The sequence below is a fragment of the Glutamicibacter protophormiae genome (genome assembly GCF_016894325.1).
GTDB lineage: Bacteria > Actinomycetota > Actinomycetes > Actinomycetales > Micrococcaceae > Glutamicibacter > Glutamicibacter protophormiae.
This window is the reverse complement of record NZ_CP069806.1, coordinates 211,514-225,201: the sequence shown is the minus strand read 5'-3', so window position 1 is coordinate 225,201 and position 13,688 is coordinate 211,514. Positions and strand designations below refer to the sequence as shown.

Below are 13,688 nucleotides of genomic sequence, written 5' to 3'. Positions count from 1 at the left end.
CGATGCGGGGCTTAGAACGGACGGCTGTCGTAGGCGGTTTCGGCATGGACCGAACGGTCAAGTCCGGCTTCCTCGTCCGCCTCGTCCACGCGGATCGGGCGGATCTTGTTCATGACCCACAGGATCGCGAAGGTCATGCAGAAGCTGTAGCCCAGCGTGACCGCGATGGCGATCAGCTCGCTGCCCAGCTCGGAGAACGCTCCGCCGAAGACGATGCCCGCCATGCCGCCGGGAGCCGCCGGGTTGGCGAAGAACGTGGCGAACAGCGAACCGGTGATGCCCGCGATGCCGTGCACCGCGAAGACATCCAGCGAGTCGTCGATGCGGTGGCGGCGTTTCCAGGTGATGGCCCAGGCCGCGGCCGCCGCAGCAAGGAAGCCGACCATGATGGCGCCGACGGGGCCGACCACGTCGGCCACCGGGGTGATGCCGACCATGCCGGCAATCGCACCGGTTCCCAGGCCCAGCATGGTGGCATGCCCGTCGCGGATCCGTTCGATGGCGATGAAGCCGAGCATGCCGCCGCACAGCGACAACAAGGTCGTCAGCACCACGTACTGGGCCAGGAAATTCGCGCCGCCGGCCGTGCCGCCGTTGAAACCCATCCAGCCGGTGGCCAGCAGGCCCACGCCGATCATCATCAACGGGAGGTTGTGCGGACGTCCGGCCTGCGCCTTGCGGCGGCCCAGCACCACCGCCAGGGCCAGGCCCGCGGCGCCGGCGTTCATGTGCACCGCGGTGCCGCCGGCGAAGTCATGGAAGCCCAGCTGGTTGCGCATCCAACCGCCCACGGTCCCGGCTTCCGGATTGTCGAAGGCGAAGACCCAGTGCGCCAGCGGGCTGTAGACCACCAGGACCCACAACGCCACGAAAACCAGCCAGGAGCCGAATTTCATGCGGCCTGCGGCGCCCGAGGCCACCAGGGCGGCGGAGATCGCGGCGAACAAGACGTAGAACGCCGCCCAGAAGGTTCCCCCGGCCTCGTCATCGCTCATGAAGTCGGTGTAGAACGAGAAGTCCAGCGGGTTGCCGATGAGCCCCAAGCCGCCGACCGAGTCGCCGAGCACCAGCCCGTGGCCGACCACGACGTAGACGACGCCGGTCACGGCCAGCGAGCTGAGCACCATGAGCATCATGTTCAAGACATTGCGTCCGTTGAGCATGCCGCCGTACAGCATTGCCAGCCCGGGAAACATCAGCAGGACCATGGCGAATGCCGCCAGCAGCCAAGCCATGTCAGCAGCTTCCATGACGGGACCCCTTTCGAAGAGTTTGAGTGCGAGTAGGTCCAAGCTATCGACGGGAGATTCCGCGGTGCTTTCAATTCTGTTTCTGCGAAGAAACAAAATGTTTCATCATTTGAGCCACATATCGAGGTCGTGAAATTTGTGTAAATTGCGTGTCGCAGCCCGAAATATTTTTTGCCGCGCATTCACATCGGGAGTATTTTCAAGAACACATTCATACACGCCAGCACGCGATTATTAGCGGAAAACTATTGAAGAATATTCTGAAATCCCGGTGAAACACTCCAGAAGCAATCGCGAAATCGCGCGCTTCTACACTGGCAGGGCACCCCGCGAATTTACCGCCCCGACGCATCTGCCGGGAGCGGCCAAGGCCAAATGGAGCCCGACATGGAACCGTTGAAAATTGCCGTCCTGCATATCCGCGACACTCGCGAGCACAACCCCGGATTCCAGCTGGAGCTGGACGAGCTCAATGCCAACACCGCCGCGCAGATCCGCGCGGAGGGACACGAGCCCGAACTGGTCGCGACCCGGCAGCTGTCACTGGAACAGGTGCAGCAGGCCGTCGATCGTTCGGATGCAGTCATCATCATGGGAGGCGAGGATGTGGATCCGGAACTCTACAACGGCCCGGAAGACTACCCGGGATCCGGAGCCCATGAGCCGCAGGCCGACCGCAACCAGATTGCCGCAATCCGCTACGCGATGGCCACCGATACGCCCCTGTTGGGCATCTGCCGCGGGATGCAACTGCTCAACGTCGCCTTGGGAGGGACCTTGGTGCAGCACCTGCACAACACGCAGGGCCACCGGGGCGAAGGAAGGGATCCGTTTGCGCTGACCCGTGCGGGTTTTGTCGCCGATGAGCTGGCCGAGGACTTGTCGGCCAGGGACGTCCACCGCTGCTCGCACCACCAGTCCATCCACTCCCTCGGGGCGGGGCTGCAGATCGCGGCCATGTCCAACGACGAGGTGATCGAAGCGGTGGTCCACCATTCCGCCAAGGCCACTGCGGTGCAATGGCACCCGGAGCACTCGCAGACCGCCGGTTCCCAGCTGGGCCCGCTGATCCGTCGGCTGGCCCGCCAGCACGCGAGGCCGACCGCGGGCGAGGGTGGGATCCTGCGGCGCCACCTCGTGGTTGCCTAGCCGCCACCTCGCGGGCCGGGGCGTACGTCTAGACTTGAGGCATGGCATTGACTCAGTTAACGGTCGTGGATACCGCGGTCGACATCCTGCAACAGTTCGGATTGGCTGATTTGTCGATGCGCCGCCTGGCCAAGGAGCTGGATGTCCAGGTCGGCGCCTTGTACTGGCACGTGAAGAACAAGCAGGAGCTGCTGGCCCAGGTCGCCGCGAAGCTGCTGAACACCCCCGCCCTCGCGGTGCGGGCCGAGGACTTCGCCTCGCCGGGCGAGGCGGTGCTCCAATTGATGCGCAAGCTCTATCTGGCGCTGCTTCCCATCCAGGACAGTCCCGAGGTCATCGAGGTCGCCAGCGCCATGCAGGTGAAGGACCTTCAGCCGGTGCTGCTCCTGCGTTCCCTGCTGCAGCAGGCCGGGCTGGATGCCGAGCGGGCGCGCTTCGGGCAGCAGCTGCTGCTCAACCACGTGCTGGGCTCTGTCGCCTACCGCCAGAACCTCATCCAGCTGGATGTGGCTTCGGAGGAAAGCGACGGCTACGACTGGGGCCTGCAACGGGCCGTCGCCGGGCTGCTTTCCCCGGCCTGCGCCACCGCGCAGGATTAACCGAGCGTTCCCCCGGAAAGCTCCAGATAGCACGCGGCGCACAGCGATTCGTACCAGACGTCCTCGCCGTCGATGGCCACCTGGTCCCCGTCGAACACCACATCCTGGCCCACGCGCCGGGTATTGAACATGGCCTTGCGCCCGCAGCGGCAAATGGTCTTCAGCTCTTCCAGCGAGTGCGCCAGTTCCATCAGCCGGGCCGAGCCGGGGAATGCGCGCGTGCGGAAATCCGTGCGGATGCCGTAGGCGAGCACCGGAACATCATCGAGCACCGCAATGCGCAGCAGGTCGTCGACCTGTTCGCGGCTCAGGAACTGGGCCTCGTCCACCAGCAGACAGGCCACCGGCGGCGCGTCGATGTGCGGGACAAGCGCATCCGGGTCGTCGCCCGAGGCCTGCGCCGCGAACTGCTCGCGGACCTTGTCCGCGGGCCCCACGATCAGGTCCACCGCCCGGCTCAGCCCGAGCCGGGAAACGATCGAGCTTTCTCCCTTGGTATCCACCCCTGGCTTAGCCAGCAGGATCCGCTGCCCGCGCTCCTCGTAGTTGAAGGCGGCCTGCAGCAAGCTCGTCGATTTGCCCGAGTTCATTGCCCCGTATCGGAAATACAGCTTGGCCACAGTCGCCCCTTGTCGAATTCGTCGGCCTGCCAACGGCAGGCCACCTACGATTTTAGCGCCAGGAAACGAGGCATCCATGACGCTGCATGTCGCCCTGCGAATGATTATGACACTGCGGCGAGCAGATCCCAGCCGCTGCTTCCCTCGCGCTGGAACGTTTTTATAGCATGGAACCAGCTTCACGAGATCTGATCGCCAGAACCCCACGGGTTCCGGCAAGGCTCCGACCGATCAGGCGCCAACCCCACACAGTTGCACGGCGGGTGGCTCGGATGACGAAGCGGCCCGCCGCGCATCCGGCGCTTCGGGCAAGGACAACAACCTGCAAAGGCGTGCACCCATGAGCAACCAAACATACCTCGGCGTAGCCGCAAGCCCGCACCTGGCCGATCCCCTGCCCCGCTTCGCCAATGACTGGATCAGCGCGTGGCTGCAATTCGATGGCGGCACCGGGCTGCTGCATATCGGCGCGGGACCGCGCAAGTGGGTCCTCGAGCCTGTCGACCCGTCGGCGCTGGGTGCCGCGGTGGTTCCGGGAACGCAAATCGAGGGCCAGTTCAATCCGGATTTGAAGATCGCGCTGATCCCCGGCTCCCATGTGGTGGCGGGCAGCTCCTTCTTCCGGCTGCGCGCGTAGTCAGCGAAGCCGAGCCGGGTGCCGGCGGGCGAAAACCAGCCGGTACAGCAGTGACATCACGACCACGAACGGCAGGCCGAAGACCAGAGTGAACTTGAATTCCTCGACGAACAGCGTGGTCAGCAGCAGTCCGCCGAGCAGTACTGCGCCGAGAATGGAGGCCGCCGGGTAACCCGGCAGCTTGAATTCCAGCGGGCTGCACTCGCGGGCGGCCTGGCGGCGGAAGCCGACGTGGGTCAGCAGGATCATGAACCAGGTGGCCAGCGCGCCGAAGGTCGCCAGGGACATCATCAGGCCGAAGCCTTCCTCGGGGAGCACCGCCACCGCGACCGCCGCCACCCCAATGCCTCCGGCCGACATCCACACGGCGTGCACCGGGGCGCCGTTGCTGCTGGTGCGGTGCGCCAGCCTCGGGGCGTGGCCGGCATCGGCCAGCGAGTGCAGCATGCGGGTCGCGGCGTAGAGCTGGGCGTTCATCGCCGACAGCGCCGCGATGATCAGCACGAAGTTCAGCACCGAGCCGGCAAACGGGATCCCCACCTGGTCCATGACGGTGACGAAGGGTGAACCGCCGGCAACCAGTTCGCTGGTCGGCGCGATGGCCAGGATCAGCGCCATGGTCAGCACGTAGAACAGCAGCAGGCGCAGGAAGGAGACCTTGAAGGCCTTGCGCACCGCGAGCTGCGGCTTGCGCGCCTCGGCGGCGGCGATGGAGATGGCCTCGATGCCCATGTAGGAGAAGATCGCCACGATCACCGCGCTCCAAGTGCCCGACAGGCCGTTGGCGAAGAAGCCCGATTCCGCGGTGTAGTTCGCAACCCCGAAGCCGTCCGTCGGGTCATGGAACACCAGCCAGGCGGCCACGACGATGAACGCGATCACCGCGAAGACCTTGATCGCGGAGAACCAGTACTCGGTGGTTCCGAAGACCTTCACGCTGGAGAAGTTCACCGCGAGCAGGGCGGCCGAGAACAGCAGCACCCACAGCACCCCGGGCACCTCGGGAAACCAGAACTGCATGTATTCGCCGATGGCGCTGACTTCGGTGCCGACCGCGAAGATCAGCGCGGACCAGTACATGTACTTGGTCAGGTAGCCGGCGTAGCGGCCGAGGTAGCGTTCGGCGTAGACGCCGAAGGAGCCGGCCACCGGCTGCTTCACGGTCATTTCGGCGAGCGCCCCCATGACCAGCAGCGCGATCACCCCGCCCAGCACGTAGCTGAGGATCACCGAGGGGCCTGCCATCGCGATGGCGAGCTTGCTGCCGGCGAACAGTCCGGTGCCGATGGCGCTGCCCAGGGCGATCATTGCCATCTGGGCAGGGGTCAGCGATTTCTTCAGGCCGGGGCCGGGCCCCTTGGTTCCAATCGGCTGCTGTGCCAACGATGCTCCCTGCTGTGTACGTCTGCGGCGCGCGGATAGCTGTGCGCGCCGCGTCTAAGCGTACTCGGGGGCCTTGGCCCCGGATCTTCGCCGAAGATCCGGGCTTTTGCGGATAGCGCCTAGGTCACGGCGTTTCGCACGGCGTATTCTTCACGCTGCCAGTCGCCGGTGTGCAGAATCTCACGCAGGATCTCGACCGCGTCCCAGATATCGGTGCGCGAGAGGTAGAGCGGGGTGATGCCGAAACGCAGGACCTCCGGCTCGCGGTAGTCGCCGATGACGCCGCGGGCAATCAACGCTGCCATGATCTCGTAGCCGTGCTCGTGGCGGAAGCTGACGTGGCTGCCGCGCTGGGCGTGCTCGCGCGGGGTGACCAGTTCCAGGCCGTGGTCGGCGCAGCGGGTCTCGACCAGCTCGATGAACAGGTCGGTGAGTTCCAGTGAGGCGGCGCGCACCGCGTCCATGTCCGCTTCCAGGGCGATATCCAGCCCGACCTCGATCATGGCCAGCGAGGTCACCGGCTGGGTGCCGCACATGAAGCGGCGCACGTCGTTAGCCGGGGTGTAGTGCTCGGCCATCTCGAACGGGGCGTTGTGGGACCACCAGCCGGACAGCGGCTGCCAGAAACGGTCGTGGTGGCGGGCGTTGACCCAGATGAAGGCCGGGGATCCGGGCCCGCCATTGAGGTACTTGTAGGTGCAGCCCACCGCGTAGTCCGCGTCCGCGCCGTTCAGGTCCACCGGGACCGCCCCGGCGGCATGGGCCAGGTCCCAGACCACCAGCGCGCCGGCCTGGTGCGCGGCGGCGGTGATCTCCTTCATGTCCCACATGGAGCCGGTCCGGTAGTTGACATGCGACAGCGCCAGCACGGCAGTGTCTTCGCCCAGGGCCGCGCGCAACGATGCCTCGTCGTCGATAAGCTTGATCTCGTAGGGTACGCCGGTTTCCTGGGACAGCGAGTTGACCAGGTCTGCCAGCCCCTCGGCAATGTAGATGTCGGTCGGGAAGTTGTCTCGCTCGGTGATGATGACCCGGCGCTGCGGGGCGTCGGCCTTCTGGGTGCGCAGCGCGGAAGCTAGCGCCTTGAACAGGTTCAGGCTGGTGGTGTCCGTGATGGCGGTTTCGCGGGGGTTCGCGCCCAGCAGGCGGCCCAGCTTGTCGCCCAGGGTCAGCGGAAGCTCGAACCAGCCGGCCTCGTTCCAGGAACGGATCAGGCCCTGGCCCCACTCGGCGGTGACAACCTGGGCGGCGCGTTCGGCCGCCCCGTGGGGCAGCGCACCGAGCGAGTTGCCGTCGAGGTAGATGACCGATTCGGGCAGCGAGAAGCGGCCCTTGAACCGGTGCAGCGGGTCTTGTGCATCGAGCTGTGCCAATTCCTCGCGGGTGTGTACCGATTGCACGCTGTGAATCCCTTCCTGGATGCCATGGATGTCCCTCCATCGTAGAATCAGAAGCAGGAAAATTTCTTGGGTTCCGAATTTTTGCAAATAATGAGGAGGAAGATCCGTGCCGGATTCAATGTGGGCGGTTTCAGGGGCGGATGCGGCGAATTCCGTTCAGGTCGACGAGGTGGATCTGGCAATCCTCGGCGAACTGGGTCGGGATGCCCGCCTGGCCAACAACGTGCTGGCCCAGCGGGTGGGACTGGCCCCGTCGACCTGCCTGGGTCGCGTCAAGACGCTGCGCACCCGCGGGGTGATTGAAGGCTACGAAGCCAAGATCAACGAAAAGCTGCTCGGCGTCACGGTCAACGCGATGATATCCGTGATCGTCGCCCCGCAGGCCAGGGACCGGATGCTCCCGGCGGCCAAGGCGCTGGCGGCCATGCCTCAGGTCCGCGACGTCTTCGTACTCGGCGGCACCCCGGACCTTCTCATCCGGGTCGCCACCCGGTCCATCGACGAGCTGCGCGGCTTTGTCGCAAGCCACCTGGGATCGAACCGGGCGTTTTCCTCCACGCAGACGAATATCATCTTCGAACACCTGCGCTAGCCTGCGCGCAGGTGGGCACCGGGTGAACATCTGCTTAACTCCGGGGGCCGCAGCAGCGGGCCGCCTGAGTGCCACAAGGAACCTAAAGACCTTGATGACCTGATGCTTTTTACTCCCGATGGCGGTATCATGAGCCTTGCTTCCATTGGCAAGCGCACGACACGATGAGCCGTCTTCTCATGTTCGTCTCATCTGACTTGGCGAGAATGAGGACATGGGAAAACGCACAGCGCTTCGGGCGATCGGCCTAGTCGCGGCCCTGTCCGTCATCGGAGTGGGCATCGCGGCCCTGGCCCAGCTGCTCTCCGGGCCGTCGCAGAGGGATCTTGGCCCGGGCATCGTCGTCCACCAGTCAGAGGCGCCCGGCGCGGGCACCGGTTTCCCCGAGCCCACCGGTACGCCGGCCGACCCGTCGGCCACGCCGACGCAGAGCAAGGATCCCAAGGCCTCGGCCAGCGCGTCGCCCACCCGGAGCCCCTCAGCCTCCACCACGCCGAAGCCGTCGAAGACCAGCTCCCCCAAGCCCACCCAGGGCCCGGTCAAGCCGCTTCCGCCCAAGGCGCCGGCCAACGACGATGACGACGACGGGGACGATGATGACGACGACTAGCGGGCCGCCGCGCCGCCGCGTCTCCATCCGCGCCCGCGTGCTCGCTTCAATGATCCTGCTGGTCGGCTTCGCCCTGGCGGCCTCCGGCGCGGCCATCTACGTTTACGAACGCCATGAGCTCAACGCCCGCCTTGATGATTCGCTGACCCGCACCGTGGAGGAATTCCGGATGCTGGCGGAAACCGGCATCGACCCGCAGACCGGCAACGGCTTCATGCATGCGGAGGATTTGCTCTACACCGCAATGCAGCGCACGCTGCCCGCCCGCTACCAGGGCATGGTGGGCCTGAGCGCAGACCAGCTGCAGTGGACGGCGCCCGCCACCGTCGAAATGCGGCTGGAGGAGGACCCCGCGTTCCTCGACTGGGCCAAGACCAGCGCCGCGGACCAGCACGTGCGCATCGAGAACTTCGAGACCGAGCTGAGCGAATACCGCGCCATCGTGGTCCCAATCCAGCTCTCCTCCGACCCGAAGCCTGCGCGCTTCGTGCTGGCCTATGACTACACGGCCGAGGTCAACCGCATCGACAAGCAGTTCATGGTGTTCTTCGGCGTGGGTCTGGTGGTGATGCTGCTGGCCGGAGGCGCCGCCTACCTGATCGTCGGGCGCATGCTCGAACCCATCCGCCGGCTGCGCGACACCGCCCGCCAGATTTCCGAATCCGACCTGTCCTCGCGCATCGAGGTCACCGGCGACGACGAGTTCGCCGAGCTGACAGACACCATCAATGCCATGCTGGACCGGCTTCAGGACGCGCTGAACTCCCAGCGCCAGCTGCTCGACGACGTGGGCCACGAGCTGCGCACCCCGGTGACCATCATCCGCGGGCACCTGGAACTCATGGATGACCGGGATTCGGAGGACGTCGCCCAGACCAAGGACATTGCGCTGGACGAGCTCAAACGCATGTCCCTGCTGATCAACGACCTGATGACCCTGGCCGGGGCCAACCGCTCGGACTTCCTGGCCAGCAAGCCGACCAGCGTGGGCACGCTGCTGGACGAGATCCTGGACAAGGCGCGGGCGCTGGGGCACCGCGACTGGCGCATCGGCAACCGCGAGGAAGTCAACGTCACCCTGGATCCGGCCCGCATCACCCAAGCCATGTTGCAGCTGGCGGCCAATGCCGTGAAGTTCTCCGACGAGGGCTCGCGCATCGATTTGGGTTCGGCCCTGCTCGAAGAACAGGACAAGGAGCCGGTGCTGCGCCTCTGGGTGCATGACGCGGGGGCGGGGATCGTCCAGGAAGACCTTGACCGGATCTTCGAACGCTTCGGCCGCGGCCAGAACAGCGACCGGGCCAAGGGCTCCGGGCTGGGCCTGAACATCGTCTCGGCCATCGCCGATTCCCACGGCGGATCCGTCTGGGTGGACTCGGTGCCCGGCAGCGGTTCCACCTTCTACATCGACATCCCACTGGCCGAAGGAGCCCGCAGCGCATGAGCCTCATCCTGATCATCGAAGACGAACCACGGATCAGTTCCTTCATTGCCAAGGGGCTGAAGGCCGCCGGATTCCTCCCCACGGTCTGCGCCACCGCGCGCGAGGGCTACGCCCAGGCCCGGTCCGGGAGCTTCGAGCTGATCATCCTGGATCTGGGGCTGCCGGACGAGGACGGGTTCAGCCTGCTGCGCCGGATGCGCGAATCGCACATCGACGCCCCGGTGATCATCCTGACCGCCCGCAACAGCGTGGACGACACCGTGGCCGGGCTGCAGAACGGCGCGGACGACTACATGGCCAAGCCCTTCCACTTCGACGAATTGCTGGCCCGGGTGCGCCTGCGGCTGCGCGCCGAGGACTCGTCCCCCGAGACCTCGGTGCTCTCGCATGGAAGCTTGGAAATGGATCTGCTGCGCCGCCTGGTTACGGTCGACGGCATCGAGGTGGACCTGTCAGCCCGGGAGTTCTCGCTGGCCGAGGCCTTCCTGCGCAACCCCGGGCTGGTGCTCAGCCGCGAGCAGCTGCTCTCCAGGGTCTGGGGCTATGACTTCGACCCGGGTTCCAACGTGGTGGACGTGTACGTGCGCTACCTGCGCAACAAGCTGGGCATCGAACGTTTTGAAACGGTGCGCGGCGTCGGCTACCGGCTGGCCCGCGAGTCGTAGAAGCCGGCCGCGCTAGCGGCGGCCTTCCGGGGGTCGGCGGCCCGGGGTTGCACTGCGGGTCCGCGGACCGCTGGCATGCCGAAACGAGCCGAAGCGCTGCTCCAGCAGCCGGCTCCACTTGTTGGCGGGAAGCTGCGGATTGAGCAGCGCGACGCCGATGCAGTACTTGCTCATGCTCACCGGACGGAGGCCCAGCGCCGCCAGGGCCTGGTCGCTGGATCCGCGCCCGTTGGCGGATTTGGTTTCCACCACCACCAGGTCCGGCCCCTGCACCTGCTGCCGGCCGTCGGCGTATTCCAGCTCAACGTCGCAGGTGACCCGTTCCCCATCCAGCGGGTTCACGAAGGTGCCGCGGATGTAGGAGCTGTCCAGCACCGGCAGCAATTCGGGCACGTCTTCGCCGTATTCCCTGGCCACCACCGCTTCAAGGAATTCCAGCGAGCGATCGGTCAGCCGCCCGGCGTCGTCGAGTTCCTGTTCGATGCGGTGCTTCACGGTGGCGCCGCGCAGGCCCTTGGTCTTGACCTCGAACATCGCCAGCCCGGTGTCGGCATAAATGCGGCTGCGCACCTTGTAGCGGCGCCGGCGGCCCTGGCGGTGGGCGCGGTACTGGGCGAAATCCCGGGTGTCGAAGTAGACCGATTCGTAGCGGAAGGTGCGCAGCCCGTCGATCTCCATGATCCTGAAGTCCTCCCCCAGACGCCGCGCCAGTGCCGTGAATTCCGCCGGAGTGAGCAGGAACTTGCGGTCCACTCGGGTTTGCAAAGCGGCCTGCTCGACGACCTGTTCCAGGCCGATCGATGCACGATGGGCCACCGCTTCTTCCAGCGCGGCCCGGGCGCTGCCTGCGAGCGCTTGCATCAGGACCACGTCTCCTGGGCCACCGGCGCATTCTGCCGGGGCGCATTGGCCAGCTGGTACGAACCGCCGGTTTCCCGCTCGCCGCGGATCGAGTCGACCTTGAAGCGCACGTCGACAATGGTCAGGTCGCGGACCATGTCCAGCTCGATGACCACGGTGCGCAGGATCTTGGCGCCCAGCAGCCCCTCCAGGGCCCGGGCCAGGTCTTCGGAACGCGGGTAGGCCTTTTCCAGGGTCACTGTCTGGCGCTGGGTGCGCGGGGCGAAGCCGGGGTGGTCGGCGAGGAACATGACCAAAACCAGGGCCGCGGTCACCGCCGGGGAGAACCAGGCCGGGTCCGGATGCAGGCCGTTGACCAGTCCGATAGCCAACGAGATGAAGTAGTAGGCCACCTCTTCCTGGGTCAGGGTGTCCGAGCGCAGGCGGATGATCGACAGGATGCCGAACAGGCCCATGCCCAGGCCAACCCCGGCGCCCGAGCCGGAGAGCAGCATGGTGACCGCGAAGATGCCCATGCTCAACGCAATGTAGGCCAGGACCAGATCGCGGCGGAAGTGCCGGCGGAAGTAGACGAAGTACACCAGCACGGTCATGCCAACGACGTTGGCGGCCAATCCCATCCAGAATGACAACATGGTCTTTTCCCCTTTCATGGAAATTTCTCACTAACCAGAGACTAGAAAGTGCAAATGAAAGAAGAAAGAGAAATAGATGAGCGTCCTCTCATCTGGCGCCCAGAACGCCCGCCCCGCCGCCCGCGGCAGCGCCGGTGATGGCGCGATAGGCCGCAACATCAACACTGGTCAAGAGCTTGGCGGCACTCAGCAAAGCTGCTGGAAGCGCCGATGGCGGCCAGCTTCATCAACATGAAACTGGCCGCCATCGGTGATGCGGCTGGCTGCAGACGGGCTACTGGGCCTCGATGGCCGCCCGCGCGCTTGAATCCGAGTCGTTCAGGAACTTCCCGATCCGCTCGACCTCCTCGGCCTCGCCGATGGCTGCGGCCGCGCGGCCCAGCGCGTACAGCGAGCGCAGGAAGCCGCGGTTCGGCTCGTGGCTCCACGGCACCGGGCCCTGGCCGCGCCATCCGGCCTTGCGCAGCGAGTCAAGTCCGCGGTGGTAGCCCACGCGGGCGAACGCGTAGGACTCCACGGTGCGGCCCTCGCCATGTGCCTCGTCGGCAAGCAGCGCCCATACCAGGGAGGACGACGGGAACTTCGCGGCCAAGTCCACCGCTTCGTCGCCGGCCTCCAGGCGGGCGAGCACCTCGGTTTCCTCCGGCAGCAGCGTGGCCGGGATGCCCAGCAGATTCTCTCCAACCATGGTTACTTCAGGCTCTTTCCTGCCGAGCCCAGCTGGCGGGCGGCCTCAACGATGCGGGCGGCCATGGATTCCTCGGCCTTCGCGCCCCAGACGCGCGGGTCATAGGTCTTCTTGTTGCCGATCTCGCCGTCGACCTTCAGCACGCCGTCGTAGTTGGCGAACATGTGGCCGGCCACCGGGCGGGTGAAGGCGTACTGGGTGTCGGTGTCGATGTTCATCTTGATGACGCCGTAGGAGACCGCGTCGGCGATTTCCTTGTCGGAGGAGCCCGAGCCGCCGTGGAAGACCAGATCGAACGGGTTGGCCTTGCCGATCTTGGCGCCGACCTTGTCCTGGATGTCCTTGAGCAGCTCCGGACGCAGCTTCACGTTGCCCGGCTTGTACACGCCGTGCACGTTGCCGAAGGTCAGGGCGGTGATGTAGCGGCCCTTTTCGCCGGCGCCCAGCGCGTCGATGGTGGCCAGTGCGTCCTCGACGGTGGAGTACAGCTTGTCGTTGATGGCGTTCTCCACGCCGTCCTCTTCGCCGCCCACGGCGCCGATCTCAACTTCGAGGATCTGCTTTGCGGCCGCGGTGCGCGGCAGCAGTTCTGCGGCGATGCGCAGGTTATCTTCCAGGGTCTCGGCCGAGCCGTCCCACATGTGCGAGTTGAAGAATGGGTCGCGGCCCGCGGCAACCTCTGCCTCCGAGGCGGCAAGCAGCGGCAGCACGAAGCCCTCCAGCTTGTCGGCCGGGCAGTGGTCGGTGTGCAACGCGATGTTCACGCCGTAGTTCTTGGCGACCTGGCGGGCGAAGGCGGCGAAGCCCAGCGAGCCGACGACCATGTCCTTGACCGATGCGCCGGACCAGTAGGCGGCGCCGCCGGTGGAAACCTGGATGATGCCGTCGGATTCGGCTTCGGCGAAACCGCGGATGGCGGCATTCAGGGTCTGCGAGCTGGTGACATTCACCGCGGGGAAGGCGTAGCCGCCAGCCTTGGCGGCATCGATCATTGCATTGTACTTATCGGGGGTTGCGATAGGCATGCTTCACTCCTGTGAGGATTAGCGGGGTTCACGCGTCGCCGTCGACGGCAGTTCGTGTCCATCCTATCCGTTTGCAGGGGCCGGGAGACCTAAATCTCCCTTCGTGACACGCCAACTTCTGCCCCTGCCC

The 13,688-nt window shown here is 65.8% G+C and carries 15 protein-coding genes; 7 read left to right on the top strand and 8 right to left on the bottom strand.

Going from position 1 to position 13,688, the window contains the following annotated elements:
• Positions 1 to 11 precede the first annotated feature (11 nt).
• A complete protein-coding gene (locus JQN66_RS01155) occupies positions 12 to 1,250 on the bottom strand; it encodes an ammonium transporter (RefSeq protein WP_204676319.1) in 1,239 nt (412 codons plus the stop codon).
• 387 nt (positions 1,251 to 1,637) lie between these two features.
• On the opposite strand from JQN66_RS01155, the gene JQN66_RS01150 reads away from it, so the two are divergent.
• Together JQN66_RS01150 and JQN66_RS01145 are read left to right on the top strand one after the other, a co-directional pair.
• The gene (locus JQN66_RS01150; RefSeq protein WP_204676318.1) at positions 1,638 to 2,399 is read left to right on the top strand and encodes a gamma-glutamyl-gamma-aminobutyrate hydrolase family protein; all 762 of its coding nucleotides are present in this window, start codon (positions 1,638 to 1,640) and stop codon (positions 2,397 to 2,399) included.
• A 41-nt stretch (positions 2,400 to 2,440) separates the two neighbouring features.
• Complete coding sequence (locus JQN66_RS01145) at positions 2,441 to 2,998, top strand: TetR/AcrR family transcriptional regulator (protein ID WP_204676317.1); 558 nt, start codon at positions 2,441 to 2,443, stop codon at positions 2,996 to 2,998.
• Here JQN66_RS01145 and JQN66_RS01140 read toward each other — a convergent pair.
• The gene (locus JQN66_RS01140; RefSeq protein ID WP_204676316.1) at positions 2,995 to 3,618 is read right to left on the bottom strand and encodes a thymidine kinase; all 624 of its coding nucleotides are present in this window, start codon (positions 3,616 to 3,618) and stop codon (positions 2,995 to 2,997) included. The two genes, JQN66_RS01145 and JQN66_RS01140, sit on opposite strands and share 4 nt — an antisense overlap.
• A gap of 340 nt (positions 3,619 to 3,958) precedes the next feature.
• On the opposite strand from JQN66_RS01140, the gene JQN66_RS01135 reads away from it, so the two are divergent.
• Positions 3,959 to 4,255, top strand: a complete 297-nt coding sequence (locus JQN66_RS01135; protein WP_204676315.1) for a hypothetical protein — start codon at positions 3,959 to 3,961, stop codon at positions 4,253 to 4,255.
• Here JQN66_RS01135 and JQN66_RS01130 read toward each other — a convergent pair whose 3' ends face one another.
• Both JQN66_RS01130 and kynU read right to left on the bottom strand, forming a co-directional pair.
• Positions 4,256 to 5,638: an amino acid permease gene (locus tag JQN66_RS01130; protein WP_239464096.1), complete on the bottom strand. Its 1,383-nt coding sequence runs from the start codon at positions 5,636 to 5,638 to the stop codon at positions 4,256 to 4,258.
• A 119-nt stretch (positions 5,639 to 5,757) separates the two neighbouring features.
• Positions 5,758 to 7,038: a kynureninase gene (gene kynU / locus JQN66_RS01125; protein WP_204676314.1), complete on the bottom strand. Its 1,281-nt coding sequence runs from the start codon at positions 7,036 to 7,038 to the stop codon at positions 5,758 to 5,760.
• Between the two features lie 106 nt (positions 7,039 to 7,144).
• Here kynU and JQN66_RS01120 point away from each other — a divergent pair, with 106 nt between their 5' ends.
• The 4 genes from JQN66_RS01120 (at position 7,145) to JQN66_RS01105 (ending at position 10,349) form a co-directional block, all read left to right on the top strand.
• A complete protein-coding gene (locus tag JQN66_RS01120; protein ID WP_229777451.1) occupies positions 7,145 to 7,630 on the top strand; it encodes an Lrp/AsnC family transcriptional regulator in 486 nt (161 codons plus the stop codon).
• A 214-nt stretch (positions 7,631 to 7,844) separates the two neighbouring features.
• Entirely contained in the window at positions 7,845 to 8,240 is a 396-nt protein-coding gene (locus tag JQN66_RS01115; RefSeq protein ID WP_204676313.1) for a hypothetical protein, read from the top strand.
• Positions 8,224 to 9,684 carry a sensor histidine kinase gene (locus tag JQN66_RS01110; RefSeq protein WP_239464095.1) on the top strand — a complete coding sequence of 487 codons (1,461 nt, stop codon included), beginning with the start codon at positions 8,224 to 8,226 and terminating at the stop codon, positions 9,682 to 9,684. The genes JQN66_RS01115 and JQN66_RS01110 overlap by 17 nt, the downstream gene beginning before the upstream one ends.
• Entirely contained in the window at positions 9,681 to 10,349 is a 669-nt protein-coding gene (locus JQN66_RS01105; RefSeq protein WP_204676312.1) for a response regulator transcription factor, read from the top strand. The genes JQN66_RS01110 and JQN66_RS01105 overlap by 4 nt, the downstream gene beginning before the upstream one ends.
• Positions 10,350 to 10,361: 12 nt before the next feature.
• Here the strand turns inward: JQN66_RS01105 and JQN66_RS01100 are convergent, their stop codons facing one another.
• The 4 genes from JQN66_RS01100 to fbaA form a co-directional block, all read right to left on the bottom strand.
• Positions 10,362 to 11,210, bottom strand: a complete 849-nt coding sequence (locus tag JQN66_RS01100; RefSeq protein WP_204676311.1) for a polyphosphate polymerase domain-containing protein — start codon at positions 11,208 to 11,210, stop codon at positions 10,362 to 10,364.
• Positions 11,210 to 11,863, bottom strand: a complete 654-nt coding sequence (locus tag JQN66_RS01095) for a DUF4956 domain-containing protein (RefSeq protein ID WP_239464094.1) — start codon at positions 11,861 to 11,863, stop codon at positions 11,210 to 11,212. Before JQN66_RS01095 ends, JQN66_RS01100 begins: the two co-directional genes overlap by 1 nt.
• A 256-nt stretch (positions 11,864 to 12,119) precedes the next feature.
• Positions 12,120 to 12,533 (bottom strand): DUF3151 domain-containing protein, encoded by a 414-nt coding sequence (locus JQN66_RS01090; protein WP_204676310.1) that lies wholly within the window; start codon positions 12,531 to 12,533, stop codon positions 12,120 to 12,122.
• A 2-nt stretch (positions 12,534 to 12,535) separates the two neighbouring features.
• Positions 12,536 to 13,558, bottom strand: a complete 1,023-nt coding sequence (gene fbaA / locus JQN66_RS01085; protein ID WP_204676309.1) for a class II fructose-bisphosphate aldolase — start codon at positions 13,556 to 13,558, stop codon at positions 12,536 to 12,538.
• Positions 13,559 to 13,688: the final 130 nt, after the last annotated feature.

Bases quoted from the DNA above. Each gene is read 5' to 3' on its own strand.
- JQN66_RS01090 (WP_204676310.1), bottom strand. From the start codon at position 12,533: ATGGTTGGAGAGAATCTGCTGGGCATCCCGGCCACGCTGCTGCCGGAG.
- JQN66_RS01115 (WP_204676313.1), top strand. From the start codon at position 7,845: ATGGGAAAACGCACAGCGCTTCGGGCGATCGGCCTAGTCGCGGCCCTG.
- JQN66_RS01145 (WP_204676317.1), top strand. From the start codon at position 2,441: ATGGCATTGACTCAGTTAACGGTCGTGGATACCGCGGTCGACATCCTG.
- JQN66_RS01110 (WP_239464095.1), top strand. From the start codon at position 8,224: ATGATGACGACGACTAGCGGGCCGCCGCGCCGCCGCGTCTCCATCCGC.
- JQN66_RS01155 (WP_204676319.1), bottom strand. From the start codon at position 1,250: ATGGAAGCTGCTGACATGGCTTGGCTGCTGGCGGCATTCGCCATGGTC.
- JQN66_RS01135 (WP_204676315.1), top strand. From the start codon at position 3,959: ATGAGCAACCAAACATACCTCGGCGTAGCCGCAAGCCCGCACCTGGCC.
- JQN66_RS01105 (WP_204676312.1), top strand. From the start codon at position 9,681: ATGAGCCTCATCCTGATCATCGAAGACGAACCACGGATCAGTTCCTTC.
- fbaA (WP_204676309.1), bottom strand. From the start codon at position 13,558: ATGCCTATCGCAACCCCCGATAAGTACAATGCAATGATCGATGCCGCC.
- JQN66_RS01150 (WP_204676318.1), top strand. From the start codon at position 1,638: ATGGAACCGTTGAAAATTGCCGTCCTGCATATCCGCGACACTCGCGAG.
- JQN66_RS01100 (WP_204676311.1), bottom strand. From the start codon at position 11,210: ATGCAAGCGCTCGCAGGCAGCGCCCGGGCCGCGCTGGAAGAAGCGGTG.
- JQN66_RS01095 (WP_239464094.1), bottom strand. From the start codon at position 11,863: ATGAAAGGGGAAAAGACCATGTTGTCATTCTGGATGGGATTGGCCGCC.